Here is a 15972-nt window from a genome sequence, read left to right on the forward strand (position 1 = left end):
CGAATAGAGATCTTGCTATAATAATATTCGTTGGTTGATATGCGGCCGTGGCGGAACTGGCAGACGCGTAAGATTAAGGATCTTATGGTCGATTATGACCGTGGAGGTTCAAGTCCTCTCGGCCGCACTATTTAAAAGCACTGAGTAATATTTACTCAGTGCTTTTTGTGTTTAAAAATTTTTATTAATAAACTTTACGCAAATTTTACTTCCTTCTCTTGCTATCTCAACAATGAAAGCGCTATACTTAAGGCGTTATCGTTAGTAACGAGGAGGGAATTTATTAATGGATGCAGATATCAAATGGCTTGATGATCCAGAAACTTTCCGGGTTAATCAATTACCTGCTCATAGTGACCATTATTATTATGGTAACTATAATGAATGGCGTCATAATAACAGTCGGTTTGTACAAAACTTGGATGGTCAATGGCAATTTAACTTTGCTGAAAACCCGCGTAAACGTGAAGAAGATTTTTATAAGATAGATTACGATAGCAGCAGTTTTGGAACAATCGAAGTTCCTAGTGAGATTGAACTAAATAATTACGCTCAAAATAATTATATTAACACTTTGATTCCGTGGGAAGGTAAGATTTACCGTCGTCCCGCATATGCCCTTAGTCCTGATGATGGTCAGGAAGGATCGTTTAGCAATGGGGATGATAATACTGTTGGCGAATATTTGAAACGATTTGACCTTGACTCTTCCTTACGGGGAAAGCAGGTTCGTATTCGTTTTGATGGTGTCGAACGTGCCATGTATGTTTGGCTTAATGGTCACTTTATTGGTTACGCTGAAGATAGTTTTACGCCATCTGAATTTGACCTGACTCCTTACATTCAAGACGAAGATAATGTTTTGGCTGTAGAAGTATTTAAACACAGTACCGCCTCGTGGATTGAAGATCAGGATATGTTCCGTTTTTCTGGAATTTTCCGGAGTGTAAACCTGTTAGCTCAACCATTTATTCATGTTGAAGACCTTAATATTCGACCAATTGTTACCGATAATTATCAGGATGGTATTTTTAATGTTGACCTGCAACTTCACGGGGAAAAGACTGGGAATGTTAATGTGCGGGTTTTCGACAACGATGGTAATACGCTCATCAATGAAACTCATCCTGTTGACTCTACGGTAAAAGTTCAGGATCAATTTTTAGAAAATGTTCACTTATGGGATAACCACGATCCTTACCTTTATCAATTATTGATTGAAATTCGTGATGATGAAGGTAATTTAGTCGAACTTATTCCGTACCGTTTTGGTTTTCGGCGAATTGAAATTAATAACGATCATGTTGTCCTATTAAATGGTCAACGATTAATCATAAATGGTGTTAACCGTCACGAATGGGATGCTAAACGGGGCCGTGCGATCACGATGGATGATATGACGAGCGATATTCACACCTTTAAGAAAAATAATATTAATGCTGTCCGGACGTGTCACTATCCAGATCAGATTCCGTGGTATTACCTTTGTGATGATAACGGAATTTACATGATGGCCGAAAATAATCTGGAATCTCATGCTACCTGGCAAAAGATGGGGGCAATTGAACCATCATATAACGTCCCTGGTTCAGTTCCGCAATGGCGTGACGTAGTAGTAGATCGGGCACGAACTAACTATGAAACATTTAAGAACCATACGTCGATTTTATTCTGGTCGTTAGGTAATGAATCATATGCTGGCGATAATATTGTCAAAATGAATGAATTCTATAAGAAGCATGATGATAGTCGGCTTGTTCACTATGAAGGGGTTTGTCATACTCCTGAATACCGTGATCGGATCTCAGACGTTGAAAGCTGGATGTACTTACCACCTAAAGAAGTTGAGGAGTACCTGAAGAACAATCCAGATAAGCCATTTATGGAATGTGAGTACATGCATGATATGGGAAATTCCGATGGTGGAATGGGTTCGTACATTTCCTTACTTGATAAATACCCACAATACTTTGGTGGCTTCATTTGGGACTTTATTGACCAAGCCCTCCTTGTTAAGGATCCGATAAGTGGGCAAGAAGTGATGCGCTACGGTGGTGATTTCGATGATCGTCACTCAGATTACGAATTCTCGGGAGATGGCTTGATGTTTGCTGATCGGACACCGAAGCCAGCAATGCAGGAGGTAAGATACTACTATGGCTTACACAAATAAATTACGCGTGATATATGGTGATGCGACGTTAGGACTTAGTAGTGACGGCTTTCATTATATTTTTAGCTATGAGCGTGGTGGATTAGAATCGCTTAAACTAAACGGTAAAGAATGGCTATATCGTGAACCAATGCCGACGTTTTGGCGGGCAACCACTGATAATGACCGGGGAAGCGACTTTAATATTCGGTCTGCTCAGTGGTTAGCAGCGGATACTTTCCATAAGTGTGTTGGGATTGACCTGACAGTTGATAACCAACACTTTGCTGAATTACCTATTGCGCCGATAACCAATGAATTTAGTGATCCGGTATCTGCTGAGAACGTCAAAATTAAGTATACTTTTGAGACGCTAACAGTTCCGGCTACGCAAGTCACTTTAACTTATGAGGTTAACGGCTATGGTGAGATTAAAGTAATGATGCACTATTATGGTCATGAAGACTTACCAAGCCTCCCCGTAGTAGGAATGCGTTTTATCATGCCAACAGTTGCTAACGGCTTTGACTATCAAGGATTATCCGGTGAAACTTACCCCGACCGGATGGCAGGAGCGACTGAGGGCACCTTCCATGTTGATGGTTTACCGGTTACTAAGTATTTAGTCCCTCAGGAAAATGGAATGCATATGGATACTCGCGCATTAACAATTACTCGTGATTCCACTCAAAATAATGCTGATCATTCTCGTGAACCATTTAGCTTAACTATTAAGCAAGCCGAGCAACCATTTGCTTTTAGTTGTTTACCGTATACAGCTGAGGAATTAGAAAATGCAACACACATCGAAGAGTTACCACTCGCACGCCGAACGGTCCTTGTTGTCGCGGGGGCAGTTCGTGGTGTCGGTGGAATTGATAGTTGGGGTGCAGATGCTGAAGAACAGTATCATATTCCTGCCGACCGTGATGTTGAGTTTTCGTTTGTATTGAATGCAAAATAAGAGGTTGGATTATTTTCCCAGCCTCTATATTCATAAAAGGTTGTATAGCAAAGGTCTCTAACGCCCCGGTAAAATCGAACGTTAGAGACCTTTTTGTTTTAATTAATTTGTCCAGCTATAATCTCCTGGAAGTATTTCTTAATATGGGTGAAGAAATAATAGAGACCATAAATTGCAAGCAGGCTAAGGCCAACTAATGAAATTGCTAATAAAGCGGTGAACCATCTAGCTTGCTTAAAATAGAGGGTAACAGTATTTTTCCCTTTACGCTGCCGAATGTAAGGAGCCCCAACTGAGGATCGCTGATAGTGGTGAAGTAGATGACCATTAACCGTTAATTGTGATTCGTAATATGTAATAATTGGTAAACGAACTTTTCCAGCTTTTCCAGCTTCCCATGATAATTGCAATCCCCCATGAGACAAGACAGTATGAGTATATTTATGTGCTTCGTTAATGATTTGTCCTTCGTAAGCATAAGAACGAACATATTTTTGATTCATATACTTCTTCGGAATTGGCAAATAGTCAGGACTTCTCTTTTCAACCATCGTTAACAATTGACCAGGGTAAAGATCATGGACGGAGTGTCGTAGTGCGGCCTTATTTTCGCTTACTCGGGTAATCGCACTAAAACTATTAAGCACAATTTCTGAGTCATAGCGTGCTGCTCGTTTATAAACATCAATTGTTGTAGGAGTAAAGACCAAAAAGACCATTAGTAAGAGAATTCCGGTGATTAATTGATTTTGCAGGCCCCTCTCTTGGACCTTTTTATCAAGAGTAGTGGCACTGATCCCAACTCCTGCAAGCAAAAGAGGGAAGGCAATAATTGTTAAACGGTTAGGGAACTGCAAAGTGTGGCCAAGAGCGGGGATAACATCTTGAAAAAGTGACCAAGGAGTAAGAAAAGAACTAAGTAATAAGATTAAAGAACCAAGTAATGTCAGTATTGTATTAATAAGTGATTTTTTGAAAGTGAATAGTACGTAGATGAGTTGAAAGATAAACAGAATCCACATTGCGTAGATTAGGTAATCTCGTGTATTGCTAAATATTGAAGGTAATAATACATTATCTGCGAGACTAAAATCGGCAGGATGGGCAATATTATTGTGGAGGTTAAGCATTAATAAGGCTCCCCAGACATTGGCTGTTAAAATAACGGTTCCACCGACTGCTTTTAATGTTTCGCACCACATTTTCTTCCGGTTAGTCGTTATTATTAAACCGATAATAAAGAACGGGATTAGGGTGACTACAAAAAATAAAGAACTTAGCATATGAACCTGGATAATAATCGTCATTAGGGTCATTAATTGTAACCAGTTAACGGGCTTTTGGTGGTCTTGGAGCATGCGCACTCCACAAATTACCATATAGGGGGCCAGAGCAGCTCCCCATGCGTTCATGTTCTGAGCTAACTCCCATCGTGGAAGCCAACCAATGTTCATATAAATTAGGGCACAGATAATTGCAAATGTACGTTTACAATGGACACGGATACCAAGCTGATACATGCCAATTCCACCCACTAGATAGACGATAAAGGTAGTAACAATCTGATATTGATACCAGGTTCCTACTACTCCAAGAATAGCTCCATTTAAATACGCAAAGAGGGGCCCATAAACAGCATTGATGATGCGGCCACTTTGCTGAAAACTATAATTACTTTGAAAATAGCTGAAATTGAGCTGTTGAATTTGCTTAGCAGCATCATAAAAACGGTTAAAGTGAAAAATGGAGTCGGTCCCTAAAATAACGCTGTGTGATACAAGCTGGGGGAACATGATTAAATAGGCCATTGCAGCAATAGCACAGTACGGCAACCCCCAATTAATTAGATTAGCAATTTTAGATTTCATAAAATTGAGAATTAAACTAAACTAGTTTAATTTTTCCTTTCCTCAAATACTTACCTTAATAATTATACGGCAGAAAAGTCGGCTGTAAAATAATCTTCTACAGCTAGTTTGATTGTTAAGCACTAGTAAAATGCGCTATTATAAGGTAGTGATAAAGGGGAGTGAAAAAATGGCAGAATTAGTAATTGTACGTCATGGGCAAAGTCAGGCTAACCGTGATAATATTTTTACCGGCTGGACTGATGTTCCGTTGACCCCTAAAGGAATTAAGCAGGGTGAATTAGTCGGTAAGGAATTACTAAAACTAGGTATCCAATTCAGTGATGCATATACGTCCTACATGGAACGGGCAATCATGACGACTAATATTATCCTAGAAGAAATTAATCAGTTATATATTCCTGTCCATAAAACGTGGCGACTAAACGAACGTCATTATGGGGCATTGAGTGGTCGAAATAAAGATGAAGTGAAGAAAGAAATTGGTGCAGAACAGCTTCATAAGTGGCGACGAGGTTTTAAAGACTTACCGCCACAATTAAAAGAACGTCAGCATGATCGCCGTTATGATCGCTTAGGAGTTAAGATTCCGCTTAGTGAGAGTTTAGAAATGACGCTCCAACGACTCCTCCCATATTGGCAAGACCATATTGCGCCTCGTTTAATCGATGGACATAATCAGTTAATTGTTGCCCACGGTAGTTCTTTGCGGGCACTAATTAAATATTTAGATGGTATTTCAGATGATGATATTGATAAAGTGGAAGTTCCAAATGGAAAGCCAATTTTATATCGCTTTGATGATCATCTTAATGTCATTAAAAAGACTTTTATAACAATGGATGGTGAAATTGATGACAATACACGAATTAGCAAATAACCCAACGTTAAGCGGCCAAGTACGCTTAATTGAAAATATTGTTTATGGTGCAATGGATGGGGAGGCATTACATATGTCGATCTTAGCACCGTGGACGCAACGTTTCCCAAAACAATATCAAACTGAGCCCCGACCATTGATTGTTTTTGTTCAAGGAAGCTCGTGGCGAACCCCAACAATGGGCGAAGAAATTCCCCAACTGGTGCAATTTGTTCGAGCAGGTTATATTGTGGCGACTGTTCAACATCGTAGTTCAATCGATGGACACCCATTTCCGGCCTTTTTGCAAGATGTTAAGACTGCCATTCGCTTCTTGCGGGCAAATGCGCAAAAATATGCAGTTGATCCGCAACAGGTTGCAATTTGGGGAACTTCCTCTGGGGCCAATGCGGCAATGTTAGTCGGCTTAACGGGAGATGATTCGCGCTACAAGGTTGACCTTTATCAAGACGAATCTGATGCAGTTGATGCTGTGGTTAGTTGTTTTGCACCAATGGACGTGGAGAAGACCTTTGAGTATAATGCTAACGTTCCGGGAAATAAGCTATTGCAATATTGCTTATTGGGACCTGACGTATCAAAGTGGCCAGCAATTGAAAAACAGATGAGTCCCTTACATCAAGTCAAAGATGGGCAAAATTATCCGCCATTCTTATTGTTCCACGGCGATGCGGATAAAGTGGTGCCGTATGAACAAATGGAAAAAATGTATATGCGGTTGAAGAATAATGGAAACTCTGTTGAAGCGTATCGAATTAAGGGGGCAAACCATGAACGGGACTTTTGGAGTCCAACTATTTATAATATTGTGCAGAAGTTTCTTGACGATCAATTTAAATAAATTTTAGCAATTATATTGACAACTTATTTTTTATAAGTTATGATTTCAACATACTAAGTTAGGAGGAACACGTCATGTTTAACAAACAATTAATTAACGCTACTGTTTGTTGTTGTGGATCGCGTCTTATGCGACCCACAATTTGGCGTGCTTACTTTTAGTTGAGTAACTGCTAACGTAATCGGGAATAAATGCATAAGGCGCAAATTCAAGTGAAAGTTTCTTGAGTTTGCGCCTTTTTCGTATTCATTTTTGAATTCTAAAGGAGATTGATATTATGAAATTTAACACACAATTGATTCATGGTGGTAATAATGAAGATCCGACAACCGGTGCCGTTTCAACACCAATCTATCGTTCATCAACATTTCATCAACATGTACTTGGTGGTGAACCTAAGTGGGAATATTCTCGTACGGGAAATCCAACACGCGCATCTCTTGAAAAATTAATTGCAGAGCTTGAACATGGGACAGCCGGCTTTGCATTTGCTTCTGGCTCTGCGGCTATTCATGCTACTTTTTCTTTATTTTCTCAAGGCGATCATTTTGTAGTTGGTAGTGATGTATATGGTGGAACATTCCGGTTAATCAATAAGGTATTAAAACGCTTTGGCCTTGAATTTACTGTTGTTGATATGCAAGACCTTGAAGCAGTCGAAAATGCAATTCAAGATAACACCGTTGCAGTTTATTTTGAAACACCGACTAATCCACTCTTACAAATCGCTGATATTAAAGCAATTGCTAGTATCGCCAAGAAACATGGTATAAAGACAATTGTTGATAATACTTTTGCTACTCCCTATAATCAACAACCATTAAGCCTTGGAGCAGATATTGTTGTGCACTCCGCAACCAAATATTTAGGCGGTCATAGTGATGTTGTTGCAGGATTAGCAGTTACTAATGATGATGAGGTTGCTGAACAATTAGCATTCCTTCAAAATTCGATCGGCAGTACACTTGGTCCTGATGATAGTTGGTTATTACAACGAGGAATAAAAACACTTGGTGCCCGGATGCGAGTTCACCAAGAAAATGCTAATGAAGTTATTAATTTTCTCCAACATGATGACCATATTGGAAAAATTTATTATCCAGGGTTAGCAGATTTCCCTGGTCATGAGGTTGCTGCTAAGCAAATGCGTAACTTTGGAGCAATGATTTCCTTTGAACTTAAGGATGGTTTAGATGCTAAGAAGTTTGTTGAAAGTCTACAATTAATTGATCTTGCTGAAAGTTTAGGAGGAATTGAAAGCTTGATTGAAGTTCCTGCTGTTATGACCCATGGATCTATTCCCCGGGAAATACGATTAGCAAACGGAATTAAAGATGAATTGATTCGGCTTTCAGTAGGAATTGAGGACTCTGAAGATATTATTGCTGACTTGCAGCAAGCACTTAAAAAATTAGATTAATTGTAGAAGAAGGGAAACTGTGACTTATGTGGGAAATTATCAAGACGTCTTTACCACAACTCTTAGCAGCGGGATTTAAATATACGATTCCGTTAGCAATTATTTCATTTTTCTTTGGACTGATTATTGCGCTAATAACAGCTTTAATCCGTCTCTCTCGCCAACATGGGGTATTCATGATTCTTAAATGGATTGCTAGTTTTTATGTCTGGCTTTTTCGATCAACACCACTCCTAGTTCAATTATTTATTGTATTCTTTGGACTACCATATTTGAGAATCAAGGGAATTTTACCTCATGGAATAAAACTTGAACCATTCACGGCTGGTATTATTACGTTTTCACTAAACACTGGGGCTTATGCTTCAGAAACAATTCGGGCAGCGATCAGTGCAGTTCCGACTGGCCAATGGGAGGCAGGGGCAGCCATCGGAATGACGCGGTTGCAAATCTTGTGGCGAATTATTTTACCACAAGCCTTAAGAGTGGCCTTACCTCCTTTATCAAACAGTTTTATAAGTTTAGTAAAGGATACGTCATTAGCTGCTTCAATTACCATTATGGAAATGTTTGCTGTTAGTCAACAGATTGCGGCTGAAAACTATCAACCATTACTTATGTATACTTTAGTAGCTATGGTTTACGCGGCCTTTACGACAATTTTATCTTATTTCCAAGGATATCTTGAGCGAGTAGTAGATCGTCAAGTAAATGCAAATAATAGGTGAGAAAAATGAAATTAACAAATATTAATAAGAGTTTTGGTAATAAAAAAGTCCTAAAAAATACCACGTTAGAGTTTCCTGCAGGTAAAACAACAGTGATGGTTGGCCCATCTGGATCTGGTAAATCAACAATTCTTCGTTCACTTAACTTATTAGTAATGCCAGAGAGTGGCCAGTACGATTTTGATGCTCATCATTTGGATTTCAGTCAAAAAATAAGCAATAAAGATAAGTTGGCAATTCGTCAAGAAACAGGGATGGTTTTCCAAGACTACAATCTTTTCCCTAATAAAACTGTCCTTGGTAATATTATTGAAGGACCAACACAGGTTTTGAAACAGCCGAAAAAAGAAGCAATTGCAAATGCGCATAATTTACTTGCTAAAGTGGGCTTAGCAGATTACGGGGAAGCTTATCCGAATGAATTATCTGGTGGACAGGCACAGCGGGTAGCGATTGCGAGGGCTTTGGCAATGTCACCAAAGTATATCTTACTTGATGAACCAACCTCGGCTCTTGATCCAGAATTAGAACTTAGTGTGCTGAAGGTTCTATTGCAATTGGCCGAAGAAAAACAATCAATGGTAATTGTGACGCATAACATGGTCTTTGCGAAACATGTTGCGGATAAGATTATTTTTGTGGAAAACGGCGAAATTTTATATGATGGTACTCCGGATGAGTTTTTTGCTCCAGATAATCCAAATGAACGCATTAAGAACTTTATTGCTTCAATGACAATGGAAAAATTAAAATAAAGGAAGTTTAGAATCATGAAATTTTGGAAGAAAGCACTATTAACAATTGCAGCCTTAACAGTCGGTACCTCTGCGGGAATTACAGGTGTCTCTGCTGCTTCATCAGCTGTTAATTCAGAGTTAACGCACAAAGGAGAGTTGACAATTGGTCTTGAAGGCACTTATTCTCCTTATTCTTACCGCAAAAATAACAAATTAACTGGCTTTGAAGTAGACCTTGGTAAAGCAATTGCTAAAAAAATGGGCTTAAAGGCTAACTTTGTACCAACTAAATGGGACTCACTAATTGCCGGCCTTGGTTCGGGAAAATTTGATGTGGTAATGAACAACATTACGCAAACACCGGAACGAGCAAAGCAATATAATTTCTCTACGCCATATATCAAGTCACGGTTTGCATTAATTGTTCCTACTGATAGTAATATCAAGAGCTTGAAGGATATTAAGGGGAAGAAGATTATTGCTGGGACAGGAACTAATAATGCGAATGTGGTTAAGAAGTACAAGGGGATTCTTACACCAAACAGCGACTTTGCCAGTTCCCTAGACATGATTAAGCAAGGTCGTGCTGCCGGAACGGTCAACTCTCGTGAAGCTTGGTACGCTTATAGTAAGAAGCACACTACCAAGGGTCTCAAGATGATTGATGTTTCTAGTGAACAAGATCCAGCCAAGATTTCAGCGCTTTTTAACAAGAAAGATACTGCTATTCAATCTTCCTACAACAAAGCGCTTAAGGAACTTCAACAAGATGGCACAGTCAAGAAGCTATCTGAAAAGTACTTCGGTGCAGATATTACTGAATAATAAAAAAGATCTCCAACGTCTATGTTAGAGATCTTTTAATTATGCTAAGAAAATCTAATTGAATACCAAATACTTCCAGCAATTAGAAACGCGCCAATCAAAAAGCCCCAGGTTATTTGCTCATGAAGTAATAACCAACCGAGTAAAGTACCTACAACTGGTTGGAATAAGAAGAATAGTCCAGAGCTAGCGGCATTAAGATACTTTAATCCTTGATTCCACATTACAAAAGCAGTTGCTGTAGAAATAACACCTAAGTAGATAAGCGATCCCCAGATGTTAAAAGCTAAGAAATTAACATGGCTAAGTGTCCCTGACCAATTATGGATAACAAATGGTGTCAGACAGCAAATTGCAATCAAAACAGAAATAGTAGTAATTTCTAAGACATCATATTGTGGATCAATCATTTTATTGATAACTGACATGAGTGCCCAAGTAAGTGCCGCAATGATAAGCATCATGATTCCCATTAGACCATGACTACCTGTAGGATGAATACCTACAATTGAAATGACACCGACTGTTGCCAATATTAAAGATATTATTTTAACTGTGGTAATTTGTTCATGAAGCAAAATCCATGCAAAAATTACCATAAAAGTTGGCGTAGCGGCCGTAATAACTGAACCCAATTGGGCTGACGAAAGCCATGTTCCTGTTTCTTGCGTTACGATTGAAATTGTATTGCCAATGATTCCGGCAATAATAATTAAACTACCGTTCTTCCAATCCCAATGCCATTTAATCTTTTTTAGGCAACAGTAAAATAATAAGGCCCAAAATGCAATCAAATATCGTAGCCACACTAGTTCAACCGGTGGAATAATGGTCACAATACTTTTTACTACTACAAACATCCCGCCCCAAATACTTGCTGCGAGGCTTAAAAGAATACTTCCTAGAACTGTATTTGATTTTTTCATTTATTAATCCCTCCATTAAATTTTTTTAATGGAGAGCTGGTACATCGCATTCACGTAATGGTGCAAAAATCATTAAGAATGACTCCCTTCTTAAAATAGTAGTAATAAGTATAACATTATTATCGGTAAATAAAAAAACTGCGATAAATATAAATTGATCACAGCTTTTTCACAAATTAATGTTAAATTATTATGCTAAAGTTCCCATTGGATCCCAAGGCTTAAGAACAACTGGGCTCTTAGCGTAATCACGTTTAAGATCTTCGTTAAGGTACTTCTTATTAATGACGACTTGGTAGCAGTACTTGTCCATCCAATCATCACTCATAACAAAGTAACCTTTATGACCGACCTTGTTTCCCCATGAGTTTTCGACTTTCCACTTGGTTGGCTTACCATCGACAAGGTCAACACCAGTGATAACCATTGCGTGATCCATCATGCTCTCACCATAATCCAGTGCTTCAGCTTTGGTCATTTCAAGATCAACATCAAATAGTTTGTCGTAGTCGTAGGTGTTAAGGGCCATAATCCCAAGTTTAGTTTCTGAATATTTAATAACATCTGAACCAAACCAAACGCTTTCGCCATTCTTTAATTGTTCAATCGCAAGTTGCTTAAATTCATCCATTGGCAGGTTTAAGTGCTTAATTTCGCGGCCGCCAACAACATTACCAAGCATGTCAATGGTGTAAGTTTGGTGGTACTTCTTATCAGCAGTTGGTGCTTGGATAATTGAGATATAGTTATCAAGGTTCCAGCCAACATACTTCTTGAAGAATTCTTGTGGTGTAAGATTAGTATCGCGGTGGAATTCGTTGTCCTTCTTTGTCCGATATTCGAAGTCAAAGTGGCTAACCGGTTCACCAAACGTGTAAGCAAGCATTCGATAATTTTCGTTTAACATCTTACGGCGCGCTTCGTCAATTGCTTCTTCATTTGCATGATCTTCGTTAATCATTTTCCGCAAAATAACAGCATCATGACGAAGCTTGTTGTTTAGGACTTCATCAATTCCCCGTGAGTTAGAAGAGTTAAATGATTCGGGCATTGCCGCTTTTGGCATAACCCCATATTTGCTGATAAGGGCACAAAGCATATCCCATTGCCCACCATCGTTTTGTGGCTCGTTCATTAACCATGAAACTTTTCGGCTGTCAGTAGGCTTTTTAGCAGTCTTAATTACGTTTTGGTAGAAGTAATTAGATTTTTCAAACTTGTCCCAGAAGAACTGGTAAGCTTGTGAAAGTTCAAAATTATCAGGCAAGTTAAACTTTTGCTGCATATCATGACGCATTGTGTTGAGTGCCGCAAACATCCAACAACGACCGGATTGTTTTTGATCAGCAACGTCCCCCGTTTTAAGGTCAATGGAAAAATGAGGAGTATTATCAGCAATTGAATGCCAATTAAAGCTGGCATTCCGTACACCGTTTTTTGTAACAGTATTTTCTAAGACACTGCTATTAGGGTGATGACGGTAGTTTTTATGAAAACTAGCGATATCTTCTTTATTAATTGAAAAGCTCATTTGCAATATCTCCTTTGAATAGATTGAATTAACGAGCGTGCAATACCTTTGGACCTTCTGGAGTACCAACAATGACATCGTTAACTCGATTTAAGAATAAACCAGTTTCGACAATCCCAACCATGTGGATCAATTCATCGGCTAAGGCCTTCGGATCATCAATTTCGCCAAGATGAAGGTCAATAATATAGTTATTTTCATCAGTACGGAACTTTTTATCTCCGTCCATCCGCCAAGTTGGCTTGTAGCCTTTCTTTTCAAGACGGTCAAAGACATGTTGGGAACCAAAGGGAATTACTTCAACCGGAAGGGGGAAAGCACCAAGTTTGTGGACGAGTTTGCTTTCGTCGACAATCCACATTACTTTATTTGAGGCATTGGCAACGATCTTTTCCCAAAGGAGGGCACCACCGCCACCTTTGATACCTTGGAAGTCATCACTGATTTCATCGGCCCCGTCAATAGTTAAATCGATGTGGTCAACGTCATCAATATCTTTAATTGTAATTCCGAGGTCGCGTGCTTGCTTAGCAGTTCGGTTTGAAGTTGTTACACCGATGATATCTTTGATTTTACCTTCTTGGACTTGCTTACCAAGCTCATCAACCATATATTTAACGGTTGATCCAGTTCCAAGACCGACAATCATCCCAGATTTAATGTACTTAACTGATTCCTTACCTGTTTGTTCTTTTAATGCATTTTGATCCATTAATATTCCTCCTAATTAAAGCGATCTGCAACTGGCAATAGTTGCTGATATTCTGGATGTAGTTTGAATTGCGCTACCGCATATGGACACATGAGCTTGACAGTGTAGTGTTCCTTCGTTGCATAATCCACAAATTGACGTACTAGATCAGCTGCAATTCCTTGTCCACGGTAAGTTGGTTGCACAAAAACGTGTTCAACGACAACGTGATCATTTGTATCTGGAACTTTTGGAAAACTGATCTCGCCAACTAAAGGTTCTTGATCGTCAAAAGCAATGATCCGCTGCCCATCAACTCGATATTGCATATAAACACATCCTTTCATGATAATTTTCGATAAACTGCTTTTAAAAGTCAAGTTATCAAAGCGATACCATTAACTTATTATCTAGCATATAATAGTATACTGGAATACTAAGAATAAAACACTATGAGGTGAACGTAATGAAACGTGGATTTAAAATTGTTTCCAGTAAGAAAGACCAAGATATACATTTACCCCAACGCCAAACAACTCGGGCTGCCGGATATGATTTTGCGGCATCAGAGGATTTCGTTCTACCATCAATTTGGAAGGGCAATTTCTTAAAGGCACTTTGGCAAATTCATCAACAAAAAAAGCTAACTGATGAAGAGTTTAAGGTGGCTGATTCTTGCTTAAAGCCATACTTAGTACCAACAGGAATCAAGGCCTATATGCAACCAGATGAATTTCTGTTGCTGGCTAATCGATCAAGTGGCCCATTTAAACGCCGCTTGATTTTACCGAACGGAATTGGCATTGTAGATGCAGACTATTATGATAACGATAGTAATGAAGGGGAAATTTTCTTCCAACTTATTAATTACGGGTTACGAGACTATCATATAAAAAAAGGAGAACGGATTGGTCAGGGAATTTTTATGCCGTATTTAACTGCCGATGGTGAGGAACAACCAACGGCTAAACGAACTGGCGGATTTGGTTCAACAAAAGAATAAATAACTCAGAGAGGAATTAAAGCAATGGCAAAAGTACGAACACAATATGTTTGCCAAAACTGTGGTTATAACTCACCCCGGTACTTAGGACGATGCCCGAACTGTGGTGAATGGAACACTTTAGTGGAAGAACAGGTAGAAACAGGTTCTGCCCCGACCAAAAAAGCCACCACGACCTTAACTGGCTTAGTTGCCAAGCCCCAAAAAATTAATGAGATTAATAGTACGGAAACTCCGCGTGTTAAAACAAAACTGAATGAGTTAAATCGGGTTTTAGGCGGTGGTGTCGTTCCGGGATCACTAATTTTAATTGGTGGGGATCCTGGAATTGGGAAATCAACCCTCCTTTTGCAAGTTTCTGGACAATTAAGCGATGAGCATCACCGTGTTTTATATGTGTCCGGAGAAGAAAGTGGGACGCAAATTAAAATGCGGGCTGAACGGTTGAAGGTCGCAGGAGATGACTTTTATGTGTATCCAGAAACAAATATGGATAGTATTCGGGATACTATTCGTGAGCTCAAGCCCGAGTATGTGGTTATTGACTCAGTGCAAACGATGCAGGCGACTGATGTGAGTTCAGCGATTGGTAGTGTATCACAAATCCGTGAAGTTACCGCCCAGTTAATGCAGATTGCCAAAAGTAATAACATTACGATTTTTGTGGTTGGTCATGTGACAAAGGGTGGGGCAATTGCCGGTCCGAAGATTTTAGAGCACATGGTTGATACGGTTTTGTATTTTGAAGGAGACTTGCACCATACTTATCGTATTTTGCGATCAGTAAAAAATCGTTTTGGTTCAACCAATGAGCTTGGTATTTTTGAGATGCATACTAATGGGTTGACGGAAGTAAAAAATCCATCAGAAATCTTTTTGGAGGAACGATTAAAAGATGCCACTGGTTCCGCCGTCGTTGTTTCATTAGAGGGTACACGGCCAATTTTGGTTGAAATTCAGGCGCTTGTGACGCCAACTGTTTATGGGAATGCCCAGCGTACTGCTACCGGTTTGAGTAGAAATCGAGTATCATTGATAATGGCAGTACTAGAAAAACGTGCTAACCTAATGCTTCAAAACCAAGATGCTTATTTAAAAGCAGCTGGGGGTGTTAAGTTGGATGAACCCGCAATTGATCTAGCAATTGCAGTAAGTATTGCCTCTAGTTATCGGGATAAAGGTACTCAACCAACTGACGCATTTGTTGGTGAAGTAGGTTTAACTGGAGAAATTCGCCGGGTAAACCGCATTGAACAGCGGGTTGCTGAAGCAGAAAAACTTGGCTTTAGACGAATCTTTATTCCCAAAAATAATTTAAAGGGTTGGAAACCGTCAACTAATATTCAAGTAGTTGGTGTCTCAACCCTTAAGGAAGCGTTATATTTAGCGTTGGGGTAAAATGAATA

Annotated in this window: 15 protein-coding genes and 1 tRNA gene; 11 read left to right on the top strand and 5 right to left on the bottom strand. The window is 39.2% G+C overall.

The features are described from left to right. Positions 1–41: 41 nt before the first annotated feature. From H5R88_RS01995 to H5R88_RS02005, 3 genes are all read left to right on the top strand, one after another. A tRNA-Leu gene (locus H5R88_RS01995) sits at positions 42–127 on the top strand. Positions 128–286: 159 nt separating this feature from the next. After that, the gene (locus tag H5R88_RS02000) at positions 287–2173 is read left to right on the top strand and encodes a glycoside hydrolase family 2 TIM barrel-domain containing protein (protein ID WP_182600130.1); all 1887 of its coding nucleotides are present in this window, start codon (positions 287–289) and stop codon (positions 2171–2173) included. Further along, positions 2157–3116 carry a beta-galactosidase small subunit gene (locus H5R88_RS02005; protein WP_182600131.1) on the top strand — a complete coding sequence of 320 codons (960 nt, stop codon included), beginning with the start codon at positions 2157–2159 and terminating at the stop codon, positions 3114–3116. Before H5R88_RS02000 ends, H5R88_RS02005 begins: the two co-directional genes overlap by 17 nt. 98 nt (positions 3117–3214) lie before the next feature. Here H5R88_RS02005 and H5R88_RS02010 read toward each other — a convergent pair whose 3' ends face one another. Continuing rightward, positions 3215–4984, bottom strand: coding sequence for a putative glycosyltransferase family protein (locus H5R88_RS02010; protein WP_182600132.1), 1770 nt, complete (start codon positions 4982–4984; stop codon positions 3215–3217). Between the two features lie 130 nt (positions 4985–5114). On the opposite strand from H5R88_RS02010, the gene H5R88_RS02015 reads away from it, so the two are divergent. The 6 genes from H5R88_RS02015 (at position 5115) to H5R88_RS02040 (ending at position 10415) form a co-directional block, all read left to right on the top strand. Then, a complete protein-coding gene (locus tag H5R88_RS02015; RefSeq protein ID WP_182600133.1) occupies positions 5115–5864 on the top strand; it encodes a 2,3-bisphosphoglycerate-dependent phosphoglycerate mutase in 750 nt (249 codons plus the stop codon). Next, entirely contained in the window at positions 5839–6705 is an 867-nt protein-coding gene (locus H5R88_RS02020) for an alpha/beta hydrolase (RefSeq protein WP_182600134.1), read from the top strand. The genes H5R88_RS02015 and H5R88_RS02020 overlap by 26 nt, the downstream gene beginning before the upstream one ends. A 277-nt stretch (positions 6706–6982) precedes the next feature. Then, positions 6983–8125, top strand: coding sequence for a trans-sulfuration enzyme family protein (locus H5R88_RS02025; protein ID WP_182578760.1), 1143 nt, complete (start codon positions 6983–6985; stop codon positions 8123–8125). Between the two features lie 26 nt (positions 8126–8151). Next, the gene (locus H5R88_RS02030; RefSeq protein WP_182600135.1) at positions 8152–8853 is read left to right on the top strand and encodes an amino acid ABC transporter permease; all 702 of its coding nucleotides are present in this window, start codon (positions 8152–8154) and stop codon (positions 8851–8853) included. Between the two features lie 5 nt (positions 8854–8858). Beyond that, entirely contained in the window at positions 8859–9608 is a 750-nt protein-coding gene (locus H5R88_RS02035; protein WP_182600136.1) for an amino acid ABC transporter ATP-binding protein, read from the top strand. A 15-nt stretch (positions 9609–9623) separates the two neighbouring features. Then, on the top strand, positions 9624–10415 hold the full coding sequence (locus tag H5R88_RS02040; protein WP_182578757.1) for a transporter substrate-binding domain-containing protein: 792 nt from the start codon (positions 9624–9626) through the stop codon (positions 10413–10415). A 44-nt stretch (positions 10416–10459) separates the two neighbouring features. Here the strand turns inward: H5R88_RS02040 and H5R88_RS02045 are convergent, their stop codons facing one another. The 4 genes from H5R88_RS02045 to H5R88_RS02060 all read right to left on the bottom strand — a co-directional run bounded on the left by H5R88_RS02045 (position 10460) and on the right by H5R88_RS02060 (position 13892). Then, on the bottom strand, positions 10460–11341 hold the full coding sequence (locus H5R88_RS02045; RefSeq protein WP_182600137.1) for a DMT family transporter: 882 nt from the start codon (positions 11339–11341) through the stop codon (positions 10460–10462). A gap of 190 nt (positions 11342–11531) precedes the next feature. Continuing rightward, positions 11532–12872 (bottom strand): C1 family peptidase, encoded by a 1341-nt coding sequence (locus tag H5R88_RS02050; RefSeq protein ID WP_182600138.1) that lies wholly within the window; start codon positions 12870–12872, stop codon positions 11532–11534. 28 nt (positions 12873–12900) lie between these two features. Next, positions 12901–13584, bottom strand: coding sequence for a ribose-5-phosphate isomerase RpiA (gene rpiA / locus H5R88_RS02055; protein WP_003666281.1), 684 nt, complete (start codon positions 13582–13584; stop codon positions 12901–12903). 11 nt (positions 13585–13595) lie between these two features. After that, a complete protein-coding gene (locus H5R88_RS02060) occupies positions 13596–13892 on the bottom strand; it encodes a GNAT family N-acetyltransferase (RefSeq protein ID WP_182578754.1) in 297 nt (98 codons plus the stop codon). A gap of 137 nt (positions 13893–14029) precedes the next feature. Here H5R88_RS02060 and H5R88_RS02065 point away from each other — a divergent pair, with 137 nt between their 5' ends. Both H5R88_RS02065 and radA read left to right on the top strand, forming a co-directional pair. Then, positions 14030–14566, top strand: coding sequence for a dCTP deaminase/dUTPase family protein (locus tag H5R88_RS02065; RefSeq protein WP_182600139.1), 537 nt, complete (start codon positions 14030–14032; stop codon positions 14564–14566). Positions 14567–14590: 24 nt separating this feature from the next. After that, positions 14591–15964: a DNA repair protein RadA gene (gene radA, locus H5R88_RS02070; RefSeq protein ID WP_182600140.1), complete on the top strand. Its 1374-nt coding sequence runs from the start codon at positions 14591–14593 to the stop codon at positions 15962–15964. Positions 15965–15972: the final 8 nt, after the last annotated feature.

Source organism: Limosilactobacillus agrestis, assembly GCF_014145585.1.
GTDB classification, from domain to species: domain Bacteria; phylum Bacillota; class Bacilli; order Lactobacillales; family Lactobacillaceae; genus Limosilactobacillus; species Limosilactobacillus agrestis.

Excerpts from the sequence above, each read along its gene's own strand:
- H5R88_RS02005 (WP_182600131.1), top strand. The coding sequence starts at position 2,157 with ATGGCTTACACAAATAAATTACGCGTGATATATGGTGATGCGACGTTA.
- H5R88_RS02040 (WP_182578757.1), top strand. The coding sequence starts at position 9,624 with ATGAAATTTTGGAAGAAAGCACTATTAACAATTGCAGCCTTAACAGTC.
- H5R88_RS02020 (WP_182600134.1), top strand. The coding sequence starts at position 5,839 with ATGACAATACACGAATTAGCAAATAACCCAACGTTAAGCGGCCAAGTA.
- rpiA (WP_003666281.1), bottom strand. The coding sequence starts at position 13,584 with ATGGATCAAAATGCATTAAAAGAACAAACAGGTAAGGAATCAGTTAAG.
- H5R88_RS02025 (WP_182578760.1), top strand. The coding sequence starts at position 6,983 with ATGAAATTTAACACACAATTGATTCATGGTGGTAATAATGAAGATCCG.
- H5R88_RS02065 (WP_182600139.1), top strand. The coding sequence starts at position 14,030 with ATGAAACGTGGATTTAAAATTGTTTCCAGTAAGAAAGACCAAGATATA.
- H5R88_RS02060 (WP_182578754.1), bottom strand. The coding sequence starts at position 13,892 with ATGCAATATCGAGTTGATGGGCAGCGGATCATTGCTTTTGACGATCAA.
- H5R88_RS02010 (WP_182600132.1), bottom strand. The coding sequence starts at position 4,984 with ATGAAATCTAAAATTGCTAATCTAATTAATTGGGGGTTGCCGTACTGT.
- H5R88_RS02015 (WP_182600133.1), top strand. The coding sequence starts at position 5,115 with ATGCGCTATTATAAGGTAGTGATAAAGGGGAGTGAAAAAATGGCAGAA.
- H5R88_RS02000 (WP_182600130.1), top strand. The coding sequence starts at position 287 with ATGGATGCAGATATCAAATGGCTTGATGATCCAGAAACTTTCCGGGTT.
- H5R88_RS02030 (WP_182600135.1), top strand. The coding sequence starts at position 8,152 with ATGTGGGAAATTATCAAGACGTCTTTACCACAACTCTTAGCAGCGGGA.
- H5R88_RS02050 (WP_182600138.1), bottom strand. The coding sequence starts at position 12,872 with ATGAGCTTTTCAATTAATAAAGAAGATATCGCTAGTTTTCATAAAAAC.
- H5R88_RS02035 (WP_182600136.1), top strand. The coding sequence starts at position 8,859 with ATGAAATTAACAAATATTAATAAGAGTTTTGGTAATAAAAAAGTCCTA.
- H5R88_RS02045 (WP_182600137.1), bottom strand. The coding sequence starts at position 11,341 with ATGAAAAAATCAAATACAGTTCTAGGAAGTATTCTTTTAAGCCTCGCA.
- radA (WP_182600140.1), top strand. The coding sequence starts at position 14,591 with ATGGCAAAAGTACGAACACAATATGTTTGCCAAAACTGTGGTTATAAC.